We start from the raw sequence: 16,944 nt of genomic DNA on the forward strand, positions 1-16,944 counted from the left end.
ATTATTTCACTTTGTAATGGGTTCTTGCGAGGAATATACCTCCGAGTACATTAGCACCAAGGCTTTCAAGCTGATTGGCATAGGTAGCATAACTCAGCCCTTTGGTTATCACATCATCAAAGACTACCACAGACCTGCCGTTGAAAAAAGCCGAATCAAACTCAATGACGTTTACCTTACGGATTTCTTTCTCTGCCTTACGGTTTTCGTGAATGGTTAGCCTCTCACCACTCACTGATACATGGTCATAACCATTGATAGCTCCCGTCAGTTCGCATACTCTTTGGCAGAATGCTTTGTAACGTATCTCGTTCTTCTTATCGGTGGATGCCGGTACGGGAGAAAATACAATGTTAGTACATGATGTTCCATAACGTTCGGTCATGTTGGCTGCCGTGCGTTGAGCAACCTCTTCGTATGCCCGTCCATCCTTGAAATCAAAGACTAACTTGCGGTCTGCTATCTCACGCTCACTCACATTGCGTATGCGTGCAGGAAAATACTTGCAGAACCATGCCTGTGGCTTGTCCAACTGTTTTTGAAGTTCTATGTCTATCGTCTTTGCCATAACTCTGATAATTTTTCTTTTTCCCTCTTTTTGAAGGCTGTTCAGCCTGCTGAGGGATATTTTCTGCCATCAACTGCCGCCCAAGAATACCGATAAGACAAAACGGCGACAAGAAATACGCTCTGACGTGTCAGAGGAAGATTTTTCGTTCCAGCGATAGTGGCGATTTGATGTTTGGTAAAAGGCGGCTTACTTTGCGGAAAATATGACTACAGCAGAGCTAACCGACAAACAGAATATGCTTTCTTACTACAGGCGGTTGTCATATAGACATGTAGAATAGGTGCAAGATTTATAAAAGGAATGGGTGGGCAGTGGAACGTCTGTGGCTTGCCGGTCCAAACTTCCCGATGAAGTGACCATACAACTTAGTCTCAAATCTGGCGAAGCGTAAGCCTTGGCAGTTTGTGACCGAGGTGTACGGTCTTTTCATGTTTGGCTTCCGTAAAGAGTCTTTCACTCACCCCATAGCAGCTCTGCTGCCATAAGGTGAGTGAATGTCTCTTGCGGACAAGTCCTGTGACGCTCCGCTGATGGTGTGGGGCGAAGCTATAAAAACAAACAGACGGCATTGCCGGTTACAAAAGAACAGATAGCAGAGGTCGCTGCAAGGACAACAGATTGGCTTGATTGACACTTGTGGCAAATGTGCCATCGTCCTTGCTTTATCCCAAAGACTGGTACACAGCATATAGCAGACTTGTATGCCATTTGCCGTGTACCGGTCAGGGCGAACATCTTCTATAAAAGTTGAGCATGTACAATTAAAAGAGGAAATTGTATGGGCAAGACTTTATGATATAAAAGTGATATGGCTTATAAATTATCGGTGCTATTTTAGATTAGTGCCACGATTTTGCTAACTTTGCAAGTGAGTGAAAACGAATTTGATATAAGTAATGAAGCCATAATTCCCATATCCGATTATGTCGAAATACACCGTAATGTTGTAAATAACCGGATTGAAACGGGCCGCTTCATTCAAATAAAAATACGATGAATGCAAGACTATTGTTCATACTCCTGCTTTTCACAATTGGGGCATTGTGGTATATTATCGGCTACTGGCGACGAAAAGCAGGAGAAGCGGCATTCGCCGCCGCACGGTTGACCGAAAAGAGCGAGGAACGTGAACGTTACTGTCGTCTGGCGGTAATGGCCGGTCATCGGGAAGCCTGCCGTATGTTCTGTCTCTTGCATCCCGAACGGTTTGATGGCCATTCTCCCCATAAGCCGTTCAAGTTACGAGGCATCCGAATCTCCTTTTACGGATATTACTATCCGTCACGATACAATGCGCTGCTCAATGATGAACAGAGGGCTTTCTGCCATTCCATCTACCAGTTCAAACAAGGAGATATACACGGAATCGAGTTCTTTAAAACGTGTATGAATGCCTTGCAACTGAAAAAGAGACCTTACCATATAATGTTCATGCCGTGTAGCAACTGGATAAAATACGGTCAACGGTTCAAACGGCTCGACTGGTACATCGGAAAGCACCGACAGGATTTAACTTCAGGACTGTACGACGTTGATATTTGCGATGCACGAGAAAGCCTGCATGAGGCCAAAGGTGGAGAGAAGCGTATCCTCGAACGAAACTACCTCATTACCGGAAAAATCAAAGGGAAAGAGATTATCATCATAGATGATGTGCTGACAACCGGGCAAAGCGTGGTGGATTACAAGGAAGAGATAGAACGGTGCGGTGGCAAAGTAGTGGCGGCTATTTTCTATGGCAAGACGCTCTCCATGCCTTCGATGCTCCTTGTACAAATACACGTCTGGGGCAACCATATTGCCCATATTATTGAACGGATGACAAAGTAACCGGAACGTTTTCAGCCCTTTTCACTTCTCTTTTACAAACCTGCCAATGCTGATATACACTCCTGCCGGATGGATTGGATATAATCGAATATAAGCGAGGGGCTGATACTCCTGCCATTGAGTTTGCAGGTGATATGCAGGTGTTCGCCGGTGCTGCGTCCTGTGGAGCCGGTAATGCCAACCACATCACGAGGATGAACTATTGCCCCTTTGACGATAAGAATTTTAGAGAGATGACAATAACTGACGGTGTACCTACCATGCCGCAAGGTTACATACTTGCCGGAAGTCTTGTCCTGTCCGACCTTCACGACCACACCCTCCATCATGGCCATCACCTTGTCGCCACGTGCGCGCAAGTCCAGTCCGCCATGAAATTTACTCTTTCCCGTAAACGGGTCCTTACGGTAGCCATAAGGCGAAGTGACCTTGATATAACGTAACGGGTAACTTACACTCAAGTAACGATCCATCCACTTTTTCTTATCCATATCTGCGGATACCGGGATACCTGTTGAAACTTCCTGTACGGAAATCTCGCTTTCGGATGCCGGTTCCGCTTGGTCTAACCCCATATCCAATACCTCCATCTTGTAGCGTGTTGGGGTAACGGCAACGGTATTGAATTGTGCTTTGGCTGGCGTGATACATAATGAGACACCCGTCATCATCAATAATAAAATCTTTCTCATGGCAGCAAAGTTAGCACGCTCTTCTTATGGTCTGTCCATTGCCGACTGTTTTCTCTCCAAATATAACTATTTAATCAATTTTGAATATGATTATTTGCGAAAAATCATATTCAAAACATTAAAAATACCACTTTATAATCACTTATAAAGAAATGTTTTAGTCATCAGATAAGAAATCGCTCTATATTTGCTGAGTATAATTTTATAACATCGTTCAGAATATGAAAAAAGAACAATTTGAGTTCAACGAACTGCCTTATCCGACATTGGCCCGCTTTGGGCTTACCCAAGAAATGATTGAAGATTTGCCCCTGTGTATCCTGAAAGAAATCGGGAAAGGCGGCTACTCGCCGGTACTGCCCATGCGTGTCACTAACGAGAATGGCGAAGTAATCGAGAGTCGCAGTCGGTTTGCCTTTATCCGTATGGATAGCGGCGAGGTGGATGTGGTCTTTTATCCCACACTAAAGTCGTCACCACTGGAATGCTACAACGAGGAGCAGCAAAAACAGTTGCTTGACGGCAAATCCATCATTGCAGACGTGGCTATGGCGGACGGACGACGCAGTAAAGCTTTCGTGCAAATCGACGAGGAGACAAAACAGGTGATGTATGTTCCGACACCCATCATCGCCCGTAACCTGAAAGTGCTGGCAGAGGTAATGCACTTAGGTACAGTAGAAGTAAACGGAATGCAGCATGGTGAGCCTCTGACGGTGGCAGTGGATGGCGAACCTGTCACGGTAGGCATCGACCTTCACAACAAGACAGGCATCCGTTTCTGCGCAGGTGACGCGCAGAAATGGAAAGAGCAACCCAAGCGTGAATGGGATAAGTACACCTTCGGTTGCTACGGTTGCTGGGTGATGAATGATGACGGCAATCTCGACTACGTTCCAGAGGAGGAATACACCGAAGAACTGTGGAACGAACAGAAGAAAAGCGGTGAGCGTAACCGAATGGCAGGTATTCACAAATAAAACCTATTTAATATAAGCGTATGGCACAACAGAAATATTATCCCGAAGAGATTCTCGTCGAGAAGATGCAGAGCGGCGAATACGGCTGGCTCGATTACATCAATCATTTTTCTGCCGAGTGGCAGGAGGAGTACGCCCATTACTGTGAGGAAAAAGGACTCACGGTCTGCGAAGATTCTGCCGCCGGGTTTGTCCGTTTCAAAGACGAACAATTGGAAGCGGCTATGAAATACGGCAACGCATAACAAGTAACCATCATAACATCAGACTATGACGATACGAACAAACACTAATCCTCGGCAGATGGACTTGCAACCCGAAATGCGCAATCTACTGATGCGTAACGGACTTCAAGCCCATGTCGCATTTGACGGAGGCGGCTACCGGCTGATTGTGCAAGGGCATGATTCACCGTTATTGGTCTATCCTATAACAGAACGACAGATGTTGGCTCTGACGGACTGGGGAACGAATACGGCCAACAAGAAAGCCTACAACATACTCACGAGTATCATAGGAAAAGATTTCTATATGCCGAAAAATTTCGTCCATGCCCGCAATGCCAACGGTCGCGTGGCGATGGGGCTACATGGCTACCGCATCGGTATCGGTGAGTACGGACACATGGGGCGACTGGGTATGCCCCCTCCATTCCTTGGTTGGACACCACGCGAACAGTGGGGTTTCCACCTACGCAGAGTTGGTGGGCAGCTTTTCTTTCCGGGGCCATCCATCGTACCCGAACGCCCAGACGGGCGCATGAAGCCCGGCGAACTGCAATCGGGTGGCTACGGCTTTTACTACAAAGGCGGTCAACAGGAGCAACCCATTGTACAGCAAGATGTATTGAAGAACTTGCAGGAGGTCATTACACCGCTTGTCAGCCGTCCGCGCAGCAAGGAACCGGCACAAGCATACAAGGAGTTGATTGCTTCACCAGTCTATTTTTCCAACGAGAAATGGTCGGAGTGCCTTACTTCGCACGGTCTTATCGTGGATATGGAACGGAGGACACTGACCGTACAATCGGAAAGTGTCAATGCCGATATGGTCTATGACCTGACGGAAGAAGAAGTGAAAAAACTGGCTACCGCATCCATCGAGGAACAACCTGTGGAGAAACGGCTGGATCTGCTGAACGGCATTATCGGAGCGGACTTTGCCGATAAAGTAACGATGGAACAACTCAACAGCGAACAACGCATCAGTATCGGCCTGCATCCCGAAGTGCGGCATGAACTGGAAGAACGGCAGCGGCAGGAACAAGAATTATTCATGCAGCAAGAAACTCCGATGCGGCAGGAATACATACAGGGCAGTATCGGTGCAGCCGTGGACGGTCGTGACCTGCAACTACTCAACGAAAGCAAAGGCTGGTATCGTGAGGAGAAACATGGCCGGGAAGTAGAGGTCAGTGACATTGCCGTGCAACCGGCACAGACGGAGGGTAAATACAAGATGTCCGCTGTTATTGACGGACAGGTCATCAGCCACGAAATCAGCCAGAAAGACTACGACAAGTTTCTTGCTGTGGATGATTACCACCGGATGAAACTTTTTTCGAAGATTTTCAACGAGGTGGATATGAAGACACGTCCTGAAGCGAACAAGGGGCTTGGCGTGAAGATATTCGCTGCCCTTACCGCCGGTGCTGTGGTGGCATCGGAAGTCGCACATGGCTTCCATCACCACCACTCTCCGGAGTTCTATGGCGAACGTTTCAGCGGACCGCCACATCCATACTTCAAGCCCGGCGTAGATACACCGAGAGATGTGGCCATCCGTAATTTCGAGGCACAGATGAATCAAGATATTAATGAAATGAGAAGAGGGAGGTAAACCTATGAGAGACGGAGACCTTACATACGATGACTTTCTGCAACGACTAAACATCCAGGACGTATTGATTGACGCAGGGTATCACCTGAACCGTCGTGACGGTCTGCGCTATCCCTCGTATGTTCGTTTGGACAGCGACGGCAGACGTATCCGTGGTGACAAATTTATTGTGACACAACAAGGAAAATGCTGTTTCCACGCACAACAACAGAAAGTTTATAACATCATTTCCTTCATCAAGGAGCATCCGCACTTTTTCACGGAGTACCATGCGGGTATGTCTCCAGACAGACTGGTGAATCTTGTCTGTAACAGATTACTGAACATTCCTGTCACTGAACGGAAAACCCGAATAGTGAACCCTAAACGAGATGTAAAGCCATTTGACATAGCGGATTACGACATTCATAAGTTCAATCCGCAGAATCGGGAAACGCAGAAAAAATTTTATCCTTATTTTAAAAGCCGAGGTATCGACCTTTATACACAATATGCCTTCCATCGGCATTTTTATCTGGCTACGAAACATCGGGAGGACGGTGCGACCTACACGAACCTGTCCTTTCCACTAACCCTGCCCAAAGGCGACGGAGCGATTGTGGGACTTGAAGAACGAGGACGTGCCCGTATGGACGGGAGCGGCAGCTACAAAGGCAAAGCCGCAGGGAGCAATTCAAGCGAGGGACTGTGGATTGCCAGCCCTGCCCGCACTTCTCTCACCTCCGCCAAACATATCTATTGGTTCGAAAGTGCTTATGATGCGATGGCATATTACCAACTTCATCAGGCACAGAACAAGGATCTGCGAAAGGCGGTATTCATCTCTACCGGAGGGGCACCGAGCCAGCAGCAATTCAAAGGAGCGATAAAAGCAACTCCCCATGCCTCACATCATCTTTGCTTCGATCATGACCGTGCCGGACAAGTCTATGCTATCCACTTTGCTCTCACTCATGCAGGCTGGAACTTCTCCACCTGTCTGTCACAAACCGGCAGACTGATTGTACAGAACAACAGCGAAGACTATTCACAGTATGAAATAGAACTTGAACCATTCAATTTTGAAAAGATTACAGCCATTCTGGGTATAAATGATGCAAAACAAAATTTGAAGAATGGGGAGCGTGACGACATGGGAATTGGTGACGGCTATCTACAGGAAATGAGAATGGTTTGTATGGATGAGTACGACATGGCTCGTGACGAAGGTTCTGCCAGTGAGGAAGAATTAGAGAAAATGAGAAGCAATCTGGAAGCCATCGAAAAAGCGATTGATGCTTCCATTTCCGGTCCGGAAGCTACAGGATGCATCTTGTATGAATCTGCCGCAGAGGGTTATAAGGATTGGAACGACCAGCTACTCGGCAAACGGATAAAACCAGAGAAGGACAACCTTGACGATTGGGAGATCAGCGGTAAAGCCACGCTGAATCATGCCTTGTCCGATTTGCCCGAAGTCAATCCGGAACATATCCGAAACGGATTATACGACGAAGCAGACCATGAGGCTGTGCGAAAGCGTCTTGAACGTGCGGACAGAGTAATATTCTCCTTTGAAACCAATGACCAGGGAATGTCAGATAAGGGTTTTCAGGAAATGTACAAGATACGGGAAGAACTTGCCCGGTTGGAAGTGGATATAACCAATTCTCTTTCCGGAATGAGAGAAGACTTTCATTCCCGTTTTCACCGATAATCCATAAAACCTATGCAGAGAACTTGTCACAAAACCATTGTCATCCATCCACATACCGGGCAATTTGTCATCAACGAGCTGCCCACTCTCGTGCTGTGCGGCACTGTATGGGTGTACGGAGGCATGGAAGGGCTGCCATTGACAGCTATTGCCACAGTAATTGCCTTGATACTCTCGTTACTGTTACTCTACCGTTATCTCTACCTGCGGCGAATCCGTTATTGCATCGGCACGGAACAACTTGTCAGTGAATACGGTATTATCCGTCGCAAAGTGGATTATATGGAGCTATATCGTATCGTGGATTTTCAAGAGCACCAAAGCCTGCTGCAACAATTTTGTGGGCTGAAAACCGTACGTATCCTTTCAATGGACAGAAACACGCCCCGTCTTGACCTGATCGGTATCTTCCATAGGGACGACCTCGTGTCAATTATCCGTGAACGGGTAGAAACTAACAAACGAAAAAAGGGAATATATGAAATCACGAATCATTAGTCTGGGGCTGGTTGCCTCGCTGGTATGCCTGCTTCCACAGGTGGCAGAAGCCCAAATTGCGGCTTCCAATCCGTTGGAATGGACTGCATTGGCCGAAGGTAACGAACTGATAAACGGGCAGATTGAAAAACAAATAAAGGGACAGACACAAACAGCCTTGCTCCAAAACAGCATCGCTACCGAGTTCAACCAAATCCACAAGTGGGAGAAGCAGTACAACAGTTACCTCAAGACAGCAAGCGGTTACGCTTCATCACTGAAAGCCTGTACGCATCTCTACAATGACGGTGTGCGGATTTTCCTCACGCTGGGGAAATTAGGCAAGGCCATCCAAAACAATCCGCAGGGCATTGTGGCCAGTATGAACATGAACAACCTCTATATAGAAACAGCAACGGAACTTGTCTCTGTTTTTACATTGCTGAATGACGCTGTGGCCAAAGGTAGCAACGAAAACATGCTTACGGGGGCAGAACGCAGCAAGACGCTATGGGCGTTGAACGACCAACTATCGGATTTTAGCCGGAAGTTACATCTGCTCTATTTGAGCATACGGTACTATACTTTCAATGATGTGTGGAACAACGTAACGGCAGGAATGCTTGACCGTGACAACGGTGAGGCAGCTCGTATGGCTCTGTCCCATTGGCACAGGGCGGCAGCTCTCGTCCGATAAAATATATCAGTTATGAAATGGACAATTTGGATAAGTATATTACTGCTGTGTCTTACCGGTATCGGTGAGGTACAAGCGCAGAATGACCCTGTACTGGCCGGAATGATTGCAGTATATACCGAAAAGGCAGAGAAGGAGCTGAAGAATCAGGAAAAGGTCATGCTGATGCAGACCACCGGACATATTTGGACAAAAGAAGAAGTGCAGGCGACAACAGACCTGCAACGAGAGTTTAATAACTATCTAAACTCTTTCCGGTCAATAGTCTGCTATGCGGCGCAAACTTATGGGTTCTATTATGAGGTATCGAGGCTGACAGACAATATGGGCGACTTCACCAAACAATTGAAGCGAAGTCCAGCCAATACGCTTGCCGTAGCCCTATCCACACAGCGCAACAAGATTTATAGGGAACTGATGATGAACAGCGTGGAAATAGTGAACGATATACGCACAGCGTGCCTTTCGGAGAACAAGATGACGGAAAAAGAGCGTATGGAAATTGTCTTTGGCATCCGTCCAAAGCTCAAAACTATGAACACAAAGCTGCAACGACTGACCAAAGCGGTAAAGTACACGACAATGGGCGACATTTGGCGGGAAATCGACGAGGGTGCACGTCCCGAAGCTGATAAACGTAGTATCGTGGACGCAGCCAAGCGACGTTGGCGACAGATTGGAAAGAATGTAAGACCTTAAAAATGTAATGATATGGGAATTTGGGATTCAATATTAAAATATGGCGGCAAAGCAGCAAAAGCTACCGGAAGAAGTATGGGACATGCTGCACTGCATCCTTCACAAACCTTACGGGGCACAGGACAAGCCGTCAAGACCGCAGCCATCGGCGGTGCAGTCGGTTATGTGGGTTGGGAGAAACTAACCACAGATAAGAGCGTGGTACATATCGTAAGCGATGCGGTCATAGGGAAATCGGCTACGGATACCCTTGCAGATGCAGCGGACGGTGTGCGAGAACTGACAAGCAAAGCCGGAGAAGCAGTCGGTTCCGTCAGCGGTACGGTAGCCGGCATAGACTCAAAACTGGGTGGAGTATCGAATTTTCTACGGCAAGTCTCCAATGGCGGAGTTTCCGATATGTTCGGTAACTTTTTCCGTAATCTCGGACAGGGTAACGTGTCGGGATTGAGTATAGCGGGACTGGTCGCAGCAGCATTTCTTATATTCGGACGCTTCGGCTGGCTGGGCAAGATTGCCGGTGCATTTCTCGGCATGATGCTTATCGGTAACAATGCCGGTATTTTCCGCACACCTGATACGAGAAGCATACAACGAATACAGACACCCGCTCTTCCCGTTGAAGAACAGACGAATAGCGGGGGGATGAAAAGATAAGAATAAGAATCAAATATAATCACATAATGAAATATACAGAAGAAATGATCCTGCAATCCGAAAGTGGATACTGTATGCCTTTTGAAGAACGGAAGGGCAAGGATGTGAAACTATCGCTCGGCTATGGCGAACAAACCGATCCGACAACGGGCAAAACATATTTTCATCATGGCATCGACTTCGATGTACGGTGTTACACACTGGCGGCTGTCGCCAGCGGTATCGTGTCAGGTATAGGCAATGACCCTATACTCGGCATCTGCCAAACTATACGCTATGGGGAGTATGAAGTGACCTATGGGCATTTGTCAAATGTCTTCGCCCAGTTCGGACAGCGTGTCAAGGCCGGACAGACTGTAGCTTTAAGCGGTGACAAGCTGCATATCGGGATACGCTTCAAGGGTGAGGAACTGAATCCGCTGGAATTTCTAACCATGCTGTATGGGAATATCCAAGCATTGTGTCATGCTGATGGAGGCGAAGCGGCAACATCTCCCAACATGGAGATGGCACTGACCACCGATTACGAGCAGGACAGACAGGAAATAGAGGAATTGATGCTACGTTTCCTGCCCTACTACATGGAAGACTTACAGCGTGGTGCATACCGACTTCCTCCACATACGGAGCAGTCACTCCGCCATGTCTTTACAATGGGAGCAGTCAAAGAATATTTCTATGAAAATATGCCAAGTATATCCAACCCACTCGGACTGGGACATAAAGCAATGCCGCTTGCTTGTAAGGTGCAGAACCTACTCATTGCGGACTTCCTGCATTACCTTGCCCTACGGCATGGCGTGTACTTATCGACGATGGGCGATGATGTAAAAAAAAACTCTACGACGAAGCCCTGACCCATAGTGGTATCATTGACCCACTGGCAGAATTAGACATAGACATCCAGAGCTTTGACATACCGAGAGCAGTCACGGTATATCCTGACCGGGCCGGTGTGCGCTGGTGGACGAAAGCATGGTTCAATAACCGGGAAGAGGGCGAAGCATCGGTGGAGATTGAGCGAGAACAAGCGATACGCTTCATTCACGACAACATCGAGAAGGATGTATGGCTGGAAGAGTTTTATCCCAAACAGATGGAAATTTACCACAACGCCATCGAGCAGACAAAAGAGCAATTATTAATGAATAGAATAGGATAAACATATAATACACTATGGACGGAATCAAGCATAGCGGACGGTTTGCAGAAATGGAACGCCTCGTGAACGACTATTTCAACTGCCATATCGCACCCATCATGTCAAAAACGCGGACTGACCTCATACGGAATCAGGGAGAGGAAATGAAAGAATATTCCACCTCTTTAGGTGGTATTCTCAGTATGATGGCATCTTCGGCACAACCAATGAGCGACCCCTATCAAGCACTCAAGGTCACAGGCGAATGGAACTCCAAAACAACAGAGGACTATATCGAGATGTGCAAGACGGAGATTACCGGTTCCGAGGAAATGCAGCAAGACCTTGCGTATATGGCCGGGCAGTGGCGGGATACCGTCGTGCAGGAAATCGGAAGGGCACGTTACAATGAGTTGTCAGAACAGCTCGGTTGTGACCTCGCCTATGCCTATATGGACCACCGAATAGAGGAACTGATGATTGACCGGTTGGTGAAAGAACGTATGCCCAAGTCTTCCGCTGACTACATCATCCGAAAGGCTGCCGAATCGAGTCTGCTGGGATTATCGCAGACGTTAAGCCGTTCACCGCTGACCGATGAAATAGAGGCACGAGGCGAAGCAGCTTACCGCCCGAACAGATGGGAAAAAGGTACGGGATGGATGTTGGGCACAGCCGCAGATACCCTGATGATGGGTGGTACTGGTTCATGGACGACACTGGCAAAGTTTACCGGTGCAGATGTGGCTATTGCAGCCATCACCAATCATTTTGAAGGCAAGAAGCCTGATACCCTTTCAGTAGAACAGTGCATCAGTAAAGGAGTGTTCGGCAGAGACAGAAACGTATTCGACGATTTTCGCAAAGAGGCAGCCCAAATACAAATCAAAGAGAACACGGCGATTGGTACAGACAACAAGCAACTGAAAAAGAAAATCCCTGTCATGGACTTTGGCTTCATGGAATGGACACAAAACCAGAATAGCGGTTTATTGTGGCCGAATGTACAGAGCAAGGAAGAACAGAAATATGAGGAACGGTACAAGGATGTGCCGATTGTTGTTGCTCCCGGACAGGAAGAAGCCTACTTGCAGTCTTTGGAACAATGTGACAAAGCGAAAATGGTCAGGACAGAACAGGATGAAATTATGAAAGAAGAGAAGCATGAAACTGTTGTTCCTGCCAATGATGCGGAACAACATGTACAAACGATACAAAGTGCGCAAGTAGCACAGGGAAACGGTTGGGGCGGACTGCTTGGTATGCTGGGACTGGATGGCATAGGTAATATCACAGGCAATCTCGGTTATGTAATGGCCATGCTCCCTGATGTTCTACTGGGAATATTCACAGGCAAGACAGAATCATTGCATTTGGAAGACAATATGTTACCGATAGCGAGCATTGTGGCGGGTATGTTTGTGCGTAACCCGTTGCTGAAAATGCTCCTGATAGGCCTGGGAGGTATGAACTTGTTGAATAAGGCAGGACACGAAGCCTTGAAAGAACGAACAGAGGGAAAACTGAACGTAACAAATGAGAACAATGTGCAGTACCGACGCTATACAAATGAAACTCTGAACCCACGTATAGTAAACCCTGTATTGCAAGATAGTACGTTGATTGCCACGATAGACCGAGTACCGTGTACCATCCAGTTGTCACCGATTGTAGCAGAAGCCTACCGTACCGGGGCATTGCCTTTGAACACGCTGGCAAATGCTGTCCTTGCCAAGAACGACCAGCTTCGCCAGGCTGCCGCACGGAATTATGAGGACGGAAAACTGGAAACCATCGTGCGCCCACGGGGTATTCAATAATCCTATAATCAAATAAACGATGAAAGAAAAATCGCAAATCGAAAAGAAAGCCGAGGAAAAACAAATCACCTTGCTTTCTACGGCTTTGAGTGAAGCCTCGAATGCCGGTGGACACTGGCTCAACGCATCAGGAAAGGGATACCCGCGCTTCTATCCAAAGGGTGTTTCTGTCAGCGCATTCAATGCACTATTCATGACGCTGCATTCTGATAAAAATGGATGCAAAACCAACCAGTTCACGCTATTCAGCGATGCCAAGGCACAAGGAGCCTCGGTGCGTGAGAATGAGCAAGGCGTTCCATTTTTGTTTTATAATTGGAACAAGTACGTTCACCGCAATAATCCAGAACAGGTTATCAGTCGTGATGACTACATGAAACTGTATGAAGAGGAACAAAAATTATATAAAGGTGTACATAACCGTGAAATTCGCACTTTGTTCAACATTGACCAGACGACACTACCCTACGTGGATAAGGAGCGATACGAAACGACGTTGCGGCGGTATGGAAGTGCAGTGGAAAGAGGATATACGGAAGCTGACAACCGACGGTTGCATATTCAATTCAACGACTTCCTACTGAGGATGCGAGACAACCTTGTGCCTGTTCGTTTGGATGGAAGCGGTGTACCCCACTACGAAACAGATAAGGATGCGGTCTATATGCCGCGACAAAGAGAGTTCAGACATTATCACGACTATATACAGGAAGCCTTGCGGCAAATCGTGAGTGCTACCGGACACCAACAACGATTAGCGCGTGAAGGTATGGTGATGAAGAACGGTGTGGCTCCTTCGGAGGATGCTGTCAGACAGGAACGGTTGGTAGTGGAACTGGCTTCAGGGATTAAAATGTTGGAACTGGGGTTGCCAGCACGGTTGTCTGAAGAAAGTCTGAAGACAGTGGAATACTGGTGCCGGGAGCTAAAAGAGAACCCGAACTTGATGGACGCTCTCGAAAGTGACGTAAACAATGCCATCGAAGTAATCAATAAAGCGGAACGGGGCGAGAAAATCGAATACGCCACCATGCGCAACCGGCGAGACACTTCAACCATGCAGGAGCAAATGCCCAAACATTATTTTGTGTCGAACGAGATTCGGCAGCATCCGGATAAAGAAACGAAAAAAATTGTGCTTGTTATTGACCCACAGGCAAAAACCGCAGATGTAATTCTTCCAGCAGGGGCTTCTACAGAGGCAGATAACGAGATACCGGGAATGAACAAGGGACGTATCATGCGAGCGTTGCAGAAAGATGGAATCGAGCAGGTACGCTTCTACAATACGGATGGTGCATTAGGTTATCGACCCGATGACAGTTATTTTGCCGAGAAGATAATTATGCTGGCCCGGCTGAAGAATTGGGCAATGGAGAAGCTCTCCACACTGGACGTGGCGTCAGCGGTCAAACAGGCGAATGAGATCGGATTTGACCACGTAGAGATGATTCAAGATGATAAGAAACGATGGGCACTTTATATCAAACCCGAAAATAAGAGCGGATATAGCATCTATCCTGATAAAGAAGATATAAACCGCTTCTTTTCAACACTCAAGCAAGCAATGGATAACATCGGTAAGGTTCGGATGGAACTGGCGCACAAGTATTATGCGCTGGCCGAGGTCAAACCTGACCTGAAGGTGGATTTGTTCAGCAGCGAAATGCCGGAAATAGACTTGAACCGTATCCAGCGTGTTTCGGTTTTCAAAACCAAACAAGACGGCATACAATGCGTCGCAACTATTGATGGGCAGAAACAGCCTGCCCGAAGTGTCACTCCGCAACAGTGGCAGCGGATGTGGATAGCGGAAGAGCGTGACAGCTACAAACGTCATTTGGCAGCTACCTTATTCGCAGACGTACTACAAAAAGGACAATCGCAGGAGGCACACACCGGAGAGAAACAACAGAAAGAAGCAGAGTTGTGGCCGATAGAAACGGTAGCGCAGGAACGGACGGAATCAGACAACAAGGGTATTTCACCGGAACGGCAGTTGTGGGACAAACTTAAAGCGAATCATCCCGATGCCTTGCAACTGCTTCGCACGAAAGATGGTTATCGGCTCTATAACGAAGATGCGGTACAGGGTGCAAAGATATTGGGCATAACCCTAAAAGAGTATCCGGAAGGGGACATTACGGCTTCAACGGAATTTTCAACGGAGCAGCTCGACAACTATCTGTCTAAGCTCGTCCGTGCCGGGGCACGGGTTGCTATAAGTGACATGGAGGAACAAGAAACACACAGAGGTTTTCATAGATAAGGAGTAAGGAAATGAGCAAGAACCAACAATACGCAATGAAATATGCAGAGTATGCTATGGAGCAGATGCGCCGGTACGGAATCCCCGCATCCGTGACGTTGGCACAAGGCATACTGGAAAGTTCCAACGGGCAAAGCCGTTTGGCGCAAAACGAGAACAATCATTTTGGCATCAAGGCTACGCCTGCATGGATTGCCGAAGGAGGAAGGTATGGTATATATACTGACGATAAGCCGAATGAGAAGTTTTGCAGTTATGACAGTGTGGGTGATTCATACGAACACCACTCCCGTTTTTTAAAAGAAAACAGCCGCTATGCCCAATGTTTTGCACTTTCGCCCGACGATTACAAGGGTTGGACACAAAATATCGAACAGGCCGGTTATGCCACAGGCGGAGAATATGCCGAGAGTCTGCAACGGATTATAGAGCAAAATGGCTTACAGCAGTATGACAAACTGGTGATGCAGGAAATGGAGACACAGGGTAAGCGGTTCGGTACGGAACATAATCCTCTCCGAACGTCTGAAAATTCAGAGTATGGTGCGAAGTACTCATTCCCGGTAGAGCGTGAAGAGTTTCTTTTTGTTACCTCGCCTTTCGGTATGCGGCAAGATCCGATGGACAACACGAAACAACAGATGCACAAGGGAATTGATATCCGTTGCAATGGCGATGCGGTACTGGCTACTGAGAACAACGGGAAGGTGGTGGCTGTGAATCAGAATAAGAACACGCCCGGTGGAAAATCGCTGACTGTGGAATATACCAGAACGGATGGCAGCAAGGTACAATGTACTTATATGCACCTTAAGGAGGTTACTGTAAAGGTCGGTGATGTAGTACAAGCCGGTGGGAAGCTCGGCACATCGGGCAACACAGGTACACGTACAACGGGCGAACATCTACATTTCGGCGTGACAAACTTCTATGCAGACGGAACAAAGCGTGACATCGACCCTGCGGCTTATCTGACTGAAATCGCACAGAAAGGTAATATCAAATTGGAAGTGTTGCACAACGGGAACAGCCTGCTCACCCGATATAAAGGAACAGAAGAGAATGCCGCCGGCAAAAACCTTTCGCCCGACGGATGGATGAAGAAGTTGCTTTCGTCAGAGGATAGCGGTGTGGGAATGTCAGGATGCAATGACCCTATAGTAGAGATGGCGATGACAGCCTTTAGTTCCCTTATGCTATTGGCCGTACAAATCGACAACAAGAACGAGGAGGAGCAAAAGACTGCCATATCCAAACAAATGGATAGTGGACGCATCAATCTGAAATCATTATTACCGGGCATGAAAAACTGCGAACTGGCAATCAGTGAAAATGGAAAGGCTATTCTGCGAGTGAACAATGGAGAACTGCGCATGTCACGTGAGTTGACTACTGCGGAGTTAAGCCGTCTGTCGGCAACACTGAATAACAATACTCTCACAGAAGAAGCCAAAAGGATACGTGTAACCGGTATGCTGAATACGGTTATCCTCTCGGAAGCGGCTTCACAGAATTTTGAACAAGGGATGTCCCAACAGCAGGGACAGACAGAGAACCTAAAAAGATAGAAGCGTGG

The 16,944-nt window shown here is 47.4% G+C and carries 17 protein-coding genes; 14 read left to right on the forward strand and 3 right to left on the reverse strand.

Going from position 1 to position 16,944, the window contains the following annotated elements:
• Position 1: 1 nt before the first annotated feature.
• Both BSHG_RS09480 and BSHG_RS21945 read right to left on the reverse strand, forming a co-directional pair.
• The gene (locus BSHG_RS09480) at positions 2-568 is read right to left on the reverse strand and encodes a ribonucleotide-diphosphate reductase subunit alpha (protein ID WP_004308675.1); all 567 of its coding nucleotides are present in this window, start codon (positions 566-568) and stop codon (positions 2-4) included.
• Positions 569-1,028: 460 nt separating this feature from the next.
• Positions 1,029-1,259 carry a hypothetical protein gene (locus tag BSHG_RS21945; RefSeq protein WP_083835130.1) on the reverse strand — a complete coding sequence of 77 codons (231 nt, stop codon included), beginning with the start codon at positions 1,257-1,259 and terminating at the stop codon, positions 1,029-1,031.
• A gap of 305 nt (positions 1,260-1,564) precedes the next feature.
• Here BSHG_RS21945 and BSHG_RS09475 point away from each other — a divergent pair, with 305 nt between their 5' ends.
• Positions 1,565-2,401 carry a phosphoribosyltransferase family protein gene (locus tag BSHG_RS09475; protein WP_004308677.1) on the forward strand — a complete coding sequence of 279 codons (837 nt, stop codon included), beginning with the start codon at positions 1,565-1,567 and terminating at the stop codon, positions 2,399-2,401.
• Between the two features lie 32 nt (positions 2,402-2,433).
• Here BSHG_RS09475 and BSHG_RS09470 read toward each other — a convergent pair whose 3' ends face one another.
• Entirely contained in the window at positions 2,434-3,093 is a 660-nt protein-coding gene (locus BSHG_RS09470; protein WP_004313629.1) for a M23 family metallopeptidase, read from the reverse strand.
• 221 nt (positions 3,094-3,314) lie between these two features.
• On the opposite strand from BSHG_RS09470, the gene BSHG_RS09465 reads away from it, so the two are divergent.
• Genes BSHG_RS09465 through BSHG_RS09410 form a run of 13 tightly spaced genes read left to right on the forward strand, consistent with a single transcriptional unit; the run spans position 3,315 to position 16,936 of the window.
• Complete coding sequence (locus BSHG_RS09465; protein WP_004308679.1) at positions 3,315-4,073, forward strand: DUF4099 domain-containing protein; 759 nt, start codon at positions 3,315-3,317, stop codon at positions 4,071-4,073.
• Positions 4,074-4,093: 20 nt separating this feature from the next.
• Complete coding sequence (locus BSHG_RS09460; protein WP_005836766.1) at positions 4,094-4,318, forward strand: hypothetical protein; 225 nt, start codon at positions 4,094-4,096, stop codon at positions 4,316-4,318.
• A gap of 25 nt (positions 4,319-4,343) precedes the next feature.
• Positions 4,344-5,912, forward strand: coding sequence for a hypothetical protein (locus BSHG_RS09455; protein ID WP_008659504.1), 1,569 nt, complete (start codon positions 4,344-4,346; stop codon positions 5,910-5,912).
• Positions 5,913-5,916: 4 nt separating this feature from the next.
• Positions 5,917-7,608, forward strand: coding sequence for a toprim domain-containing protein (locus BSHG_RS09450; RefSeq protein WP_004308682.1), 1,692 nt, complete (start codon positions 5,917-5,919; stop codon positions 7,606-7,608).
• 12 nt (positions 7,609-7,620) lie between these two features.
• The gene (locus BSHG_RS09445; protein ID WP_004313632.1) at positions 7,621-8,106 is read left to right on the forward strand and encodes a PH domain-containing protein; all 486 of its coding nucleotides are present in this window, start codon (positions 7,621-7,623) and stop codon (positions 8,104-8,106) included.
• On the forward strand, positions 8,087-8,782 hold the full coding sequence (locus BSHG_RS09440; RefSeq protein WP_004308684.1) for a hypothetical protein: 696 nt from the start codon (positions 8,087-8,089) through the stop codon (positions 8,780-8,782). Before BSHG_RS09445 ends, BSHG_RS09440 begins: the two co-directional genes overlap by 20 nt.
• 12 nt (positions 8,783-8,794) lie before the next feature.
• Entirely contained in the window at positions 8,795-9,481 is a 687-nt protein-coding gene (locus BSHG_RS09435) for a hypothetical protein (protein WP_004308685.1), read from the forward strand.
• Positions 9,482-9,493: 12 nt separating this feature from the next.
• Positions 9,494-10,138, forward strand: a complete 645-nt coding sequence (locus tag BSHG_RS09430; RefSeq protein WP_004308686.1) for a hypothetical protein — start codon at positions 9,494-9,496, stop codon at positions 10,136-10,138.
• A gap of 26 nt (positions 10,139-10,164) precedes the next feature.
• Positions 10,165-10,995 carry a M23 family metallopeptidase gene (locus tag BSHG_RS09425; RefSeq protein ID WP_004313633.1) on the forward strand — a complete coding sequence of 277 codons (831 nt, stop codon included), beginning with the start codon at positions 10,165-10,167 and terminating at the stop codon, positions 10,993-10,995.
• 23 nt (positions 10,996-11,018) lie between these two features.
• Positions 11,019-11,300 carry a hypothetical protein gene (locus BSHG_RS23265; protein WP_009017568.1) on the forward strand — a complete coding sequence of 94 codons (282 nt, stop codon included), beginning with the start codon at positions 11,019-11,021 and terminating at the stop codon, positions 11,298-11,300.
• A 14-nt stretch (positions 11,301-11,314) separates the two neighbouring features.
• On the forward strand, positions 11,315-13,099 hold the full coding sequence (locus BSHG_RS09420) for a hypothetical protein (RefSeq protein ID WP_004323424.1): 1,785 nt from the start codon (positions 11,315-11,317) through the stop codon (positions 13,097-13,099).
• Between the two features lie 19 nt (positions 13,100-13,118).
• Positions 13,119-15,368 (forward strand): zincin-like metallopeptidase domain-containing protein, encoded by a 2,250-nt coding sequence (locus BSHG_RS09415; RefSeq protein ID WP_004308690.1) that lies wholly within the window; start codon positions 13,119-13,121, stop codon positions 15,366-15,368.
• Positions 15,369-15,379: 11 nt separating this feature from the next.
• Entirely contained in the window at positions 15,380-16,936 is a 1,557-nt protein-coding gene (locus BSHG_RS09410; protein ID WP_004308692.1) for a glucosaminidase domain-containing protein, read from the forward strand.
• The last annotated feature ends 8 nt before the right edge of the window (positions 16,937-16,944 follow it).

Source organism: Bacteroides sp. 3_2_5 (assembly GCF_000159855.2).
Taxonomy (GTDB): Bacteria; Bacteroidota; Bacteroidia; order Bacteroidales; family Bacteroidaceae; genus Bacteroides; species Bacteroides fragilis.